The organism is Herbaspirillum sp. Her3, assembly GCF_057961275.1.
Genome location: NZ_CM176328.1, coordinates 5,153,195 through 5,167,245, shown reverse-complemented (window position 1 = coordinate 5,167,245; position 14,051 = coordinate 5,153,195). Strand labels below are relative to the sequence as shown.

Below are 14,051 nucleotides of genomic sequence, written 5' to 3'. Positions count from 1 at the left end.
ATTTTTTCTTCATTCAACTGGCATCAAGCTTCCAGCAAGCTACGCAGCATCCACGCATTCTTTTCATGCAGCTGCATGCGCTGGGTCAGCAGGTCGGCGGTCGGTTCATCGGCTGCGGCATCCACGGTCGGGAAGATCGAACGCGCGGTGCGGGTCACGGCTTCCTGGCCGGCCACCAGCTGGGCGATCATTTCCTGGGCATTGGGCACGCCGTCGGCTTCGGGGATCGAAGACAGCTTGGCGAATTCCTTGTACGAACCCGGGGCCGGATAGCCCAGTGCGCGGATGCGTTCGGCGATCAGGTCCACCGCCAGCGCCAGTTCGTTGTACTGGCCTTCGAACATCAGGTGCAGGGTATTGAACATCGGACCGGTCACGTTCCAGTGGAAGTTGTGGGTCTTCAGATACAGCGTGTAGGTATCGGCCAGCAGCTTGGACAGGCCGTCGGCAATCTTCTTGCGGTCCTTGTCGTTGATGCCGATGTTGATCGAGGGGGCTGCCACATTCTTCTTTGCCATTATTCGCTCCTTAGCTGTTCGGGTTTTCGTAAGCGGGTACACAACCCCGCGATTCTATTGCAAATCGCAAACGGACAAACTGCGACCACGCAACTATTGATGAAAGAGTGAGGACGACGTTCCGTATTTCAATCGATTTTTCCGATCAATGCACAGCTATAAATCAATGGGGCCGATAGATAAAAATCTATCGGCCCCATGTTCAATCGTTTCTATCGCAAGCAGGTCAAGGCTTTGCGCCCTGCTGCGCGCTGCGATACAAGGACAGCGACAAGGCCACCCCGCCGATGGCGGCAATGGCCGCGAACAGGAACACCTGCGGATACCCGAGCTGCCCCGCGATGGCACCGGCCAGCGGCCCGGTGATGCCCAGCGACAGGTCGAGGAACACCGAATACGCCGCCAGTGCCGCACCGCGATTGGCCGGCGACACCAGGTTGACGGCTTCCACCCCCAGCGACGGGAACACCAGCGCAAAGCCGAAACCGGCCAGGCCTGCGCCTGCCAGCGCCAGTGCGGGCGTGGTGGCACTCCACAGCAGCAGCAGGCCGACGGCCTCGGTCAGGAAGCAGACCACGGCCACGCGATAGCCGCCGAAGCGCGGAATCACATTGGCAAAGAGCAGGCGCGCACCGACGAAGGCGCCGGAGAAGGCGGTCAGCGCGAAGGCCGCACCGTTCCAGTGCTGGTCGGCGTAATACAGGGTGATGAAGGTGGCGATCGAACCAAAGCCGATGGTGCCAAACGCCAGGCCCATGCCATAGGCGAAGACCTTGCGCAGCACCAGCTTGAAGGACAGCTGTTCACCCTGCACCACCGGGGTGACCGGGCCGCCGCGTGCGAGCATGTAGCCCAGCGCGGTCAGCAGCATGCCCGACAGGCCGATGACGGCGAAGCCCAGCGAGCGGTCCAGCACCACGCCCAGCGGGGCGCCGATGGCCAGTGCGGAATAGGTGGCGATGCCGCTCCAGGAAATCATCTTGGCGGTATGTTCCGAACCCACGCGGCCCACGCCCCACATGATGGCACCGGTGCCGACCAGGCTCTCGCCCAGGCCCAGCAGGAGCCGGCTGGCAAACAGCAGCACCAGCGACAGGAAGGGCAGCGGCTGCGCCAGGGCGGACAGCAGCAGCAAGCCACCGCTGGCCGAGCACAGCAACATGCCGCGCATGACGGTGTGCTTGGCGCCCATGGTATCGATCATGCGGCCGGCATTGGCGCGGCTGACGAAGGTGGCGAAGTACTGCACGCTGATCCCCAGCCCGGCGATCACCGAGCTATAGCCCAGGTCCAGGTGGATGTAACCCGGCAGCACCGCCATCGGAATACCGATGGCCAGATAGACCAGGAAGGTGAACAGCGCAGTGGAAATGATCTTCAGGGTGACCTTGGCCGGCGCCAGCGGACGCGGCGCGGCAGCAGGCACGGACGTGCCGGAAGAACTGGGACTACAGGAATCGTCGGACATGGCGGGAAAATCGGAATGTGAAGCCGGAATGCGAACCGAACCGCAGGCCGGCATGCGAGGCCGCGCGCGCAGGTGTGCACGTGAACAGCTGGGCGAATTTTACTCCCGTCACAAAAATGCTGCAGGACAGCAAAAGATTTTTGCCTGTCAATTCAGCAACTTAGTCGTTTTTGTGCGACGTAATGTTGTCACAAGGCTTCAACTCAGCGCTCGCAGCGCAGTGCCTCGACAGCCCGCTCGCGCACCGCCGGTGCATAGTCGGCGCCGAGTATTTCCGGTTCCAGCTCGGCCAGGTCGCGCTGCACGCCGGGTTCGCACCAGTGTCCGTTGAGGCGGGCCAGGGCGTTGAGCAGGTCGGGGGTGAGACGGTCCAGCACCGGGCGCACCTGCAGTGCCAGGTCAGGCGGATTGGCGAAGGGCGGGCGTTGTTCGACGCGCCACTGCCGATGCAGGTCGCGCTGCACGATCTTGCCGGCCTCGAACTGGTCCTGGAAGAAGCGGCGCGTCCAGTCCGCATTCAAGCCCAGCTTCTGCGCCCGGGCCGATACGTCATCCAGGATCACGCCTTCACGCGCCGGGTCATCGATGGGCGCATGCGAATTCCACTTGCTGCGCGCCACCGGGGCGGCCACGTCCAGGCGGGCCTTCTGCAGTGTCAGCAATTGCTCGACGTCGCTGCGCGTGGCCGGTGGCGGCGTGGCGCAGGCGCTGAGCAGCAGGGCGATGAGAGCGAGGGCGGGGAGGGCGGCAGGAGACAGGCGGCGCATGGGCGAAAGAGTCGTATGCAGAAAACGGCTGTGGATAAATCAAAGCCCCCGCAGTATAGCGCTGCGCCTGCCCGCCCGGTCATGGTATGCGCCCTTTATAATCGCGGGATGCAAAATCTTCTCCACAACCTCAACGAAGAGCAGCTCGCCGCCGTGACGCTGCCCGCGCAATCGGCGCTGATCCTGGCCGGTGCCGGTTCCGGCAAGACCCGCGTGCTGACCACCCGCATCGCCTGGCTCATCCAGACCGGGCAGGTCTCGCCCTCGGGCATCCTGGCGGTGACCTTCACCAACAAGGCCGCCAAGGAAATGACCGCGCGCCTGTCGGGCATGCTGCCCATCAATACGCGCGGCATGTGGATCGGCACCTTCCACGGCCTCTGCAACCGCCTGCTGCGCGCGCATCACAAGGATGCGGGACTGCCGCAGACCTTCCAGATCCTGGATACGCAAGACCAGCTCTCGGCCATCAAGCGCCTGTTGAAGCAGATGAACGTGGACGATGAAAAATACCCGCCGCGCAACCTGATGTACTTCATCAACAGCGCCAAGGATCAAGGCCTGCGCGCCAAGGACGTGGATGCCTACGACGACTACAACCGCAAGTTCGTCGAACTCTATGAGCTCTACGACCAGCAGTGCCAGCGCGAAGGCGTGGTCGATTTTGCCGAGCTGCTCTTGCGCACCTATGAATTGCTCTCGCGCAACCAGCCGTTGCGCGAGCACTACCAGGGCCGCTTCCGCCACATCCTGGTCGATGAGTTCCAGGACACCAACGACCTGCAATACAAGTGGTTGAAACTCATGGCCGGCCAGCACAATGCCGTCTTTGCGGTGGGTGATGATGACCAGAGCATCTACGCCTTCCGTGGCGCCAACGTGGGCAACATGCAGGCCTTCGAGCAGGAATTCCATGTCCAGAACCTGATCAAGCTGGAGCAGAACTACCGCTCGCATGGCCACATCCTGGACACCGCCAACGAACTGATCGCCAACAACAGCAAGCGCCTGGGCAAGAACCTGCGCACCGATGCCGGCCACGGCGAGCAGGTGCGTGTCTATGAAGCCACCAGCGATCTTCAGGAAGCGCAATGGATCATCGAGCAGGTCAAGGACTTGATCGCCGAAGGCTGGGCGCGTAGCGAGATCGCCATCCTCTATCGTTCCAATGCGCAGTCGCGGGTGCTGGAACATGCCTTGTTCAGTTCGGCCATTCCCTATCGCGTCTATGGTGGCCAGCGCTTCTTCGAGCGCGCCGAAATCAAGCACGCGATTGCCTATCTGCAGTTGATGGACAACCTGCACAATGATTCGGCCTTCCTGCGCGTGGTCAATTTCCCCACGCGCGGCATCGGTGCCAAGGCCATGGAATCCTTGCAGGATGCGGCACGCCAGTATGGCTGCTCGCTCTATGCGGCGGTGCCTTATGTGGCGGGCAAGGCGGGTTCGTCGCTGAACGCCTTCATCAAGCTGATCGAAGGCGCGCGCTTCGAAACCCAGCACCTGCCCTTGCCGGAAATGGTCAAGGTGGTGCTGGACCTGTCCGGTTTGATGACCCACTATCGCAACGAAAAGGAAGGCGCCGACCGCATCGAGAACCTGGAGCAATTAGTGAGTGCTGCTACGCTATTTGTCTCCGAAGAGGGCTATGGCCTGGATGCCCCGGCCTTCCTCGGACCGCAGGCGCAAGCCACGGCCGGTACGGCCATCACCACGGCCGATGGCGTGGAGGTGCTCGATGCCGATGCCCCGCTGGTGACCATCATGTCGCCGCTGTCGGCCTTCCTCTCGCATGCCTCGCTGGAGGCGGGCGACAACCAGGCCCAGGCCGGCCAGGATGCCTTGCAGCTGATGACGGTGCACTCGGCCAAGGGGCTGGAGTTCGATGCGGTCTTCATCACCGGCATGGAAGAGGGCCTGTTCCCGCACGAGAACAGCGCCAAGGAAGAGGGTGGCGTGGAAGAAGAGCGCCGCCTGATGTACGTGGCCATCACGCGGGCGAGGAAGCGTCTGTTCATGACCTTCTCGCAGACCCGCATGCTGCACGGCCAGACCCGCTACAACATGCGTTCACGCTTCTTCGACGAGATGCCGGAGCAATCCATCAAATGGCTCTCGCCCAAGATCGCCCAGCATCACTGGTTCGCCAACCCGAAGTCGGCCTGGGATGAAGTACCGGAGGCGGGCAACAACAAGATTGCCCAGAGCTTCACGCGCCAGACCGATTCCGGCTGGCGCATCGGCCAGAACGTATCGCATGCCAAGTTTGGCGAGGGTGTCATCGTCAACATCGAAGGCGGTGGCGGGGCGGCGCGGGCGCAGATCAACTTCGGCAAGTTCGGCATGAAGTTGCTGGATTTGTCGGTGGCCAAGCTGGAGAAAATCTAAGGTTTTTGCGCCGGTGTTGATCAGGGAAACGCCCCGTTGCTTTTGCAGGCAACGGGGCGTTTTTCGTTTCTGCTTCGGTTCCTGAATGGCCCATTGTCCTGGTGGCTGCGCACCCTCCAAAGCCGCGCCAGGCAAGGCATCAAAAGAAAATGTAATGAAATAAAAACAACTGTTGGGTTTTGCCGACAAGAAACCTTCTCGCGTACTGAAAAATCACCCTTCCTCGTTAACCTAAATTAACATCCTGCACCTGGCAAGCAAAATCTTGCCAACCGGCAACGACAAACAACGAATCGACGGCCGGTCATAACGACAACAAAACCCGGGGTGTTCATGAACCGTCAGCGTTACAAGCTGGTTTTCAACCGGCATCGCGGCCACCTGATGGCCGTTGCAGAAATCGCCTCCAGCATCCAGCACCCTGGCCGGTCCTCGGCCGGTGCTGCAGGGATGCCGGACCTGTTACCGTCGGCCCTGCGCTTTTCGCTGCTGTCCGTGGCGCTGGCCCTGGTCATGAACACGGTGGCGCATGCGCAGATCCTGGGCGACCGCAACGCCCCGCGCACCCAGCAGCCCACCGTGCTGGTCACGCCCAATGGCGTACCGGTGATCAACATCCAGACGCCCAGTGCAGCCGGCGTATCGCTCAACCGCTACCGGCAATTCGACGTCGGTGCCAACGGCGCCATCCTCAACAATGCCCAGGGCACCACGGCCACCCAGCTCGGTGGCTACGTGGCCGGCAATCCCTGGCTGGCCACGGGGGCGGCCAGGGTGATCGTCAACCAGGTCAATTCGGCCAACCCCAGCTACCTGCGCGGCTACCTCGAAGTGGCCGGGGCGCGGGCGCAGGTGGTGGTGGCCAATCCGGCCGGCATCACCTGCTCGGGCTGCGGCTTCATCAATGCCAGTCGCGCCACGCTTACCACGGGCGTGCCGCAACTCGTCAACGGCAATCTGGAGAGCTATCGCGTGGCCAGCGGAGCGGTCAGCATCGAGGGCAATGGCATGGATGCCAGCCGCACCGACTACGCCGAGATCATCGCGCGTGCGGTGCAGGTCAATGCCGGCCTCTGGGCGCCGGAACTGAAGGTCAGTGCGGGCCTGAACACGGTGAGTGCGGATCACGCCAGCGTGGTCCCCGGCGTGGCCCCTACCGACGCTGCACCGGCCGTGGCCATCGACGTGGCGCAACTGGGCGGCATGTATGCCGGGCACATCTACCTGACCTCCACCGAGCACGGTGTGGGCGTGCGCAATGCCGGCAGCATCGGCGCCTCGGTGGGGCAGGCCGTGGTGACCGCCGATGGCCGCCTGGAGAACAGCGGCAGCATCACGGCCAATGGCCTGCTGGCGGTGCAGACCACGGGCGGCGTCAGCAATACCGGCGAGCTGGGCAGCAACAGCGCCGCCACGCTCAACACCAGCACCGTGGACAACAGCGGCAGCATCGCCAGCGCCGGCACACTGGCCGTGCAAGCCAGCGGGGCGGTGCAGAACAACGGCAGCATCGGTGGCGAGGGTGGTGTACAGATCGCTGCGGGCAGCCTCGACAACCGCAACAACATCGGCAGCAGCACCACCCTGGCGGTGCAGGCTGCCAATGGCATCCGCAACAGCGGCACGCTGCAGGCCACGGGCGAGGCCAGCATCAACGCCGCCACCCTGGACAACAGCGGCACCTTGCGAGCGAGCCAAGGCGCATTGAACGTCGCCACCAGCGCCGGCACGAACAACAGCGGCCGCATCGAAGCCGCGCAGTCCGTCGGCCTCAAGGTGGGCAGCCTGGACAACAGCGGCGGCCTCAATGCCGGTGACCGCCTGCGCATCGACGCCGCACAGGGCGTGACCAACAGCGGCACGGTAGGCGCCAATGGCAGTGTGGAGGTGCAGGCCGCGAACCTCTCCAACCGGGGCACGCTGGCGTCCAGCCGCGATGCCGTCAGCGTGGCGGCCAGCGGGACGGTCAGCAACCAGGGCCAGGTCAGCGCGGCGCAATCGCTCACCCTGAAGGCCGCCGGCATCGACAACCACAATGGCAGCCTCAGCGGCAATGAGCTGCGCATCGACAGCCAACAGCAGGCGCTCGACAACCGCCAGGGCCAGATCAGTGCGCAGGGTGACCTGCACGTGGCCAGCGGCACCCTCGATAACGGTGGCGGCAACATCGTTGCGCAAGGCAAGCTGGACATTCGCAGCGGCGAGCTCGGCAATGACGGCGGCCTGCTGCAAGCGGGCGATGCACTGAGCATCGACGCCGGCAGCAGCACCGTGCGTAACACTCATTCCGGCAGCACGCGCGGCATCGTCGCGCAAGGGCCGCTGAGCGTTGCTGCAGGCACGCTGGTCAATCGCGGCAATGTCTCGTCCAACGGCGACATCAGCCTCAAGACCGCCAGCCTCGACAACGATGCCGGCGTGATCGGCGCCAATGGCAGCCTGGCGGTGGACAGCAATGGCACCAGCAATCGCGGCGGTGTGATGCAGGCGAAGCAGGGCATGGACATCCAGGCCGGCAGCGGCAGCGTGGACAACAGCGGCGGCCTGATGCGTTCGGATGGCACCGTCAACGTGCAGGCCGCGTCCGTGCGCAACGACAGCACCCAAGGCCAGGACCAGGGCATGGAAGGCGCCACCGTCAACATCGCGGCGGCCGACATCAGCAACCGCCAGGGTGCGCTGCGGGGCGACGCCATTGCGCTCACCGCCAGCGCTCGCATCGACAACACCGCTGGCCTCATCTCCGCCACCCACAGCGCCAGCCTGACTGACGCCAACCCCGCCAACCGCACGCTGGCCGTGGACAACAGCAACGGCACTATCATCGCCGGACAGCAGGCCAGCGTTTTAGCCTATTCCTTCACCGGCAGCGGCAAGCTCTTGAGCCAGAAAGACCTGCGCCTGGACCTGGTAGCATCGATTCTTCATACCGGCCAGATAGGGGCCAGTGGCGACATCGACCTGCGCACGGCCGGCACCTTTACCAATGCCGGCGCGGTCGGTGCGGGCGGCACGCTCATGCTGACGGCCGCCACCATCGACAACCAGGCCAGCGGCTCACTGGTGGGCAATACGGTGAGGCTCAAGGCCACCGACATCCACACCTTCATCAACCGTGGCCTGATCGATGGCGTCAACACCGTCATCGAGAGCAGCACCGTCAACAACATCGGCACCGGCCGCATCTATGGCGACAACATCGCCATCGGTGCGGACGTGTTGAACAACCAGGCCGAGACGGTGGATGGTGTCACCAGCGCGCCGGTCATTGCGGCACGCAACCGGCTCGATATTGGCGCGGGCGTCATCAACAACAGCGAGCACGCGCTGATCTACTCGGCGGGAGACATGGCCATTGGCGGGGCGCTCGATGCCAGCAAGCGCGCCACCGGCAGTGCGCGCGAGGTCAACAACAGCAGCGCGACCATCAATGCGGATGGCAATCTCACCATGGCGGCGGGGGCCATCAACAACACCAATGCGCATCTGGAGACGACGGATCAGACGGGGCCGGGCAATCGCATCGTCAACTTCCGGCTCAACGGGTCGTCGCAGTTGCTGGATTCCAAGTCGGCCTGGCTCTACAACCGGGGTTCCGGAGAAATCCTCGATGCCGCCAACTGGCGCGCCATGGGCGATGAGGACAACTATCGCCTGCTGCTGCCATCGGCCGCCTATCCGGCTGAGCGCTATGGACCGCCGTTTGATTATTCGCGTGGGGACCGTGGTGACAATGCCGTGGCGATAGCCTATACCCCGGCCTCCAGCTCGGGAGGCGGTGGTGACTCCGACCCTGTCTCCTACCCTGAGGTCATCAACTATAAGGTGGGTGACCGCATCTGGTCGGTCATGGGTGTGACGCCACCGGCAGTCGATCCTGGCCCCGGTCCTGGCGCGGAGCCTCGCCCTAGTGAGGCCTGTTACGAATCTTGCGTCACGGTGCCGGTCGATCCGGCCGTCTACGCGAAATGGAAAGCGGCCTATGACGTCTGGAAGCCCCAGCAAGATGCCTACATCGCGGCGCTCTTACAGCTCAACGACAAGATCACCGCCTTCAACAACAACGTCAATAGCCGCTCCTACCGCGAATGGACCATCTACGACGGCACCGAGCAGATCACCCGCACGGTCGTCACCAAGAGCGATCCGGGCATGATCACCTCGGGCGGCAACATGAACCTGGTGGCCGGCAGCGTCAACAATTACGCCAGCCAGGTCATTGCGGGCGGCACGCTGGCCGGCGATAGCGTCAACGGCACGGCCATCAACAACACCGGCCCGCTGGGCCGCCAGCGCGTGGTCTCGACGGGCTCGGCCAGCTACACCTACATCAAGAGCCACACCTTCAGCGCCGATGATCGCCGCTATGACGGGGCGGATTATCAGTCGCAGGACATCGTCACCAACTTCCAGCTGGACATCACCCCGACCAGCGATGCCGGACCGAATCGGCAGAATTCAGTGCGTGCTGTGGCTTCGTCGGTATCCGGTGCATCGGGTGCCACGGCGGGTGCGGCCAGTATCCGCATCGCCAATCTGGACCTGACGCTGCCCAACAATGCGCTCTACCGCATCAACGCGGGCCCGGCGCAGCGCTATCTGGTGCAGACCGATCCGCAGTTTGTGGGCACGCGCAACTGGCTGTCATCGGACTTCATGCTGAACCAACTGGGCGCCACGGCCAGCGTGCGGCAACTGGGTGATGGTTTCTACGAACAGCAACTGGTCCAGCGCCAGGTGCAGCAGATCACCGGCCAGCGGTATCTGGCCGGATACAGCAGCAATGAAGCGCAATACCAGGCCTTGATGAACGCGGGTGTGCAGGTGGCGCAAGCCAATCACTACACCGTGGGCGTGGCGCTGACCGATGCGCAGATTGCGGAACTGAAGACCGATATCGTCTGGCTGGTCAAGCAGAACGTGACGCTGGCCGATGGCAGTACGCAGGAAGTGCTGGTGCCGCAGGTCTACATCCACGCCTCGAATGTGGAAGTAACCGGCCAGGGCACGCTGATCGCGGGCAATGACGTGGCCTTCCAGACGGCGCAGGATATTGTCAACAGCGGTGGCACGATTGCTGGGCGACAGAGTGTGTCGCTGGCGGGCAATAATGTGCAGAACCTGGGTGGGCGTATCAGTGGCAGTGCGGTGACGGTGGCGGCTGCTCAGGACGTCAACAACCTGGGCGGCGCCATCGACGGTAGCAGCAGCGTCACGCTGGCGGCCGGACGCGACATCAACGTCAACAGCACCAGCGTCAACACCGCCAATGCCGTCACCAGCGGCACCAACATCAACCAGGTCGCCAGTGTCAGCGGCAAGAACATCACGATGGCCGCAGGCCGTGACGTAACAGCCAATGCGGCCGTGGTTGCAGGCACGGGCGACGTCAGCCTGGCCGCAGGCCGCAACGTAACCTTGGGTACGGTCAACGAGAACTTCCGGCAGCAGATCAGCTGGGCCAACGACAGCGGTGCCTCGAACTGGGTCGGAACGTTCACTGGACCGAATCTGGTCGACCAGTCCAACGGCGCCCACGGCATCAGCGAGAGCGGCGTAAACCGCGCCACGCTCACCGGCAGCAAGGACGTGAGCACGCAAGTCAGCGGCAACAACATCAGCATCCGCGCGGGCCAGGACGTGGTGAGCAAGGGCGCACAGGTCGTGGCCGAGGGGCAACTCAGTGCAGCGGCGGGCCGGGATGTGCGCATCGAGACGGCCAACGAATCGGGCAGCGCGCGGGATGAACACCAGCACAGTTCGGGCGGTTTGCTCACGGCCACCTCGGTCAAGACCGATGATTCCAGCAGCTACAGCCGGCAGGTGGGTAGCACCTTCTCGGGCAATACCGTGGCGGTGCAGGCGGGCAATGATGTGAACGTGACGGGCAGCGATGTGGTGTCTACCCAAGGTACGGCGGTGGTCGCGGGCAACAACGTGAACATCGCGGCCGCGACCGATACCAGCACGCAGCGCAACTTCCGTCAGGAGACCAAGAGCGGGGTGATGGGGGCGGGCTTTGGGGTGACGGTGGGTAGCCGCATGCAGAGCCAGGACGTGGATGGACAGAGCAAGACGGCGGCTGCGTCGACGGTGGGTAGCGTCGAAGGCAACGTCAGTATCGTGGCGGGGAATCGCTATACACAGGTTGGTAGCGATGTGATGGCGCCGAAGGGGGATGTCGATATTGCGGCCAAGTCGGTAGAGATCAAGGCGGCAGAACAAGCAAGCCGAACCGTCACCGAAGACAAGTTCAAGCAAAGCGGAGTGACCCTATCCGTGACCAGCCCGGTGATCTCGGCGATGCAGTCGGTAGACCAGATGGCCGACGCCGCGAGCAAGACCAAGAGTGGCCGGGCGCAGGCATTGGCGGCGGCGACGGCGGGCATGTCGGTGTATAGCGCGTTGGGAGCTGCGCAAAAAGCGTCTGCCGATGGCAGTGGCAACATCGGCATCAGCGTCATGGCGGGCAGTAGCCAGAACGGTAGCCGTAGTGAACAGAATACGGTGACGCAACGCGGCTCTACCGTTGCTTCGGGTGGCAACATGAGCATCCGCGCCACAGGCGACGGGGCCAATAGCAACATCACCATTGCGGGCAGCGATATCAATGCCAAGGGTAATCTGGCGCTGAAGGCGGACAACGATATCAGTCTGATTGCCGCGCAAAATACGGACGAACAGCATAGTGACCGGTCATCGTCTTCGTGGGGCGTCGGTTTTACTGCGCAGTTTGGGACCAAGACTCAGTTTGGTTTTACGGCCAATGCTGCGGGTAGTCGCGGCAATAGCGATGGCAAGGACGTGTCCAACGTCATGAGCCAAGTGCGTGCGGGTGGGAAGGTCAATATCGATTCGGGACGCGATACGAATCTGGTGGGCGCCACCGTGGCAGGTGAGCAGGTGGTGGCCAATGTGGGGCGTGATCTGAACATTGCCAGTGTGCAGGACACCAGCAGCTTCAAGAGCCGGGATCAGAGTATCGGGGGGAGTGCCACCATCGGGTATGGCTCGGGCGCCAGTGTCAGTGCCAGCCGTAGTCGGGTGGATGCGGACTATGCGAGTGTGGGGCAGCAATCTGGGATTACTGCGGGTAATGGCGGATTCCAGATCAACATCAAGGGCAACACAGACCTGAAGGGTGCCCAGATTGCCAGTACCGATCAGGCGGTGGAGCAGGGCAAGAACAGCCTGACCACGGGAACGCTGACCAGCAGTGATATCCAGAATCGGAGCCAATACTCGGCGGAGAGTCAGAGTGTGAGTGCTGGCACCTCACAAGGCACGCCGGGTGGCGGCATCGGTATCGGGAATGCCTCGGGTAGCGAGACGAGCGTGACGCGTAGTGGTGTTTCTGGTGGTGCTGTGAAGATCACCGATGCACAGACGCAGCAGGCGAAGACCGGCCAGAGTCCGGATCAGGCTGTTGCCTCGTTGGATACGTCTGTGCGCACTGGCAAGGACAGCAGCAATAGCTTGGCGAAGAATTGGGATGGTAATCAGCTGCGTGAGGATGTGGAGGCGCAGGCCAAGATTACACAGGCGTTTGGGCAGCAGGCTTCCAAGTTGATTGGGGACTATGCGGAAGAGCAGACGAAGAAGGCGGCTGCCTTGCGTACGCAGGCAAACGCAGCAACCGATCCAGCCGTCGCAAAGGAACTCAATGATCAGGCCAGCGCACTTGAAAGCAACTGGGGACCGGATGGGACGATGCGGGTTCTGGCACACACCATTGTGGGTGGGATGACGGGAGGTGTTGCCGGGGCGGCTGGAGCAGCAGCGGGAACCTTGACGGCGCCAAACGTAGCATCAGCCTTGAAGGAGGCGGGTGTTGATCCTGAGTTGGCGAAGGCGTTGACGGGATTGTCGAGTACCTTGGTGGGTGCGGCTGTTGGTGGGGCTGCGGGTGGGGCGGCGGCTTACAACGAGGTTGTAAATAATTATCTTAAGCACGAGGAAATTGAAGCACTTTCCAAGGCGCGCAAAGCCTGTCCTACCGGAAGCGGTAGCAGCCCTGCTTGTGGCGAAGTTCGGCGTCTGGAAGCCTTGGATAAGGAACGCGATATTGCACTAGATGCCTGTAACGGTAACACCAGTTCCGCTTGCAACGCTGTGCGCCAAGATGTGCGGCAAGCTGCTGCCGATATAATTCGGTACGGCAATGCCAGAGCCGATCTTGAAGGCTGGGCAGACAAGCAGCATACGTTGACCCAAGCGGATGGCACTATGTCTAACCTAGCTCATGCGAGCGGTGTAGTACAAGGTGTCGCGGAGGTCGCTGCCAAACTGGCCAAGAGCATCGGCACGCTACTCATCGCAGCCCAAGGCGATCAGGCCTCGCGTGAGAAAATCGAAGCTGGCGTGGTGGAGGCCTATGCCACACTGGGAAAATTGATTGATAACCCGGACCTAATCGCGCAAGCTCTCGACGGTGCGGGAGCAGTACGCCGCGAAGCCATGGCACAGGCATATGAAAAAGGCGATGCTGTCGCGCTGGGCAAGATAATGGGGGATGTGCTGGCGACGATGAGCCCTACGCCGGCGGGAACTATTGGTAAGGTTGGAACGGCATTGGAGGACGCGCTTAAAGCCGCCAAAATTGCCGAGGCTACAGCTCAAGAAATAAACATATTGAGACAGGCAACACGAACCAAAGGTAATTTCGGACTAGGTGTTGCTACAGAAGAACAGGCAAATCGTCTGGGGCAGGCATGGGTGGGTGAAGGCGCTACGTTGGCAAGCGATGGGCGCACGCTAGTTAGTTCAGATGGACTAAGACAATACAGACCACCTTCAAGAAAACCGAATAGCCCATATGCGACAACAGGGATCCAAGCAAACTTTGAGTCTAGAGATATAGCAAAAGGTGCTTGGCAAAACAATGGCCATTTAAATATTAAGAAAGATTGA

5 protein-coding genes are annotated in these 14,051 nt (G+C 62.3%); 2 read left to right on the top strand and 3 right to left on the bottom strand.

Features of this window, described 5'->3' with window-relative positions:
• Positions 1–23: 23 nt before the first annotated feature.
• The 3 genes from ACVC5H_RS23470 to aroQ form a co-directional block, all read right to left on the bottom strand.
• Positions 24–518 carry a Dps family protein gene (locus ACVC5H_RS23470; protein ID WP_489620118.1) on the bottom strand — a complete coding sequence of 165 codons (495 nt, stop codon included), beginning with the start codon at positions 516–518 and terminating at the stop codon, positions 24–26.
• Between the two features lie 226 nt (positions 519–744).
• The gene (locus ACVC5H_RS23465) at positions 745–1,986 is read right to left on the bottom strand and encodes an MFS transporter (RefSeq protein WP_489620117.1); all 1,242 of its coding nucleotides are present in this window, start codon (positions 1,984–1,986) and stop codon (positions 745–747) included.
• Positions 1,987–2,189: 203 nt separating this feature from the next.
• Positions 2,190–2,753: a gamma subclass chorismate mutase AroQ gene (gene aroQ, locus ACVC5H_RS23460; RefSeq protein ID WP_489620116.1), complete on the bottom strand. Its 564-nt coding sequence runs from the start codon at positions 2,751–2,753 to the stop codon at positions 2,190–2,192.
• A gap of 108 nt (positions 2,754–2,861) precedes the next feature.
• On the opposite strand from aroQ, the gene ACVC5H_RS23455 reads away from it, so the two are divergent.
• On the top strand, positions 2,862–5,141 hold the full coding sequence (locus ACVC5H_RS23455) for a UvrD-helicase domain-containing protein (protein ID WP_489620115.1): 2,280 nt from the start codon (positions 2,862–2,864) through the stop codon (positions 5,139–5,141).
• A gap of 333 nt (positions 5,142–5,474) precedes the next feature.
• Entirely contained in the window at positions 5,475–14,051 is an 8,577-nt protein-coding gene (locus tag ACVC5H_RS23450; protein ID WP_489620114.1) for a two-partner secretion domain-containing protein, read from the top strand.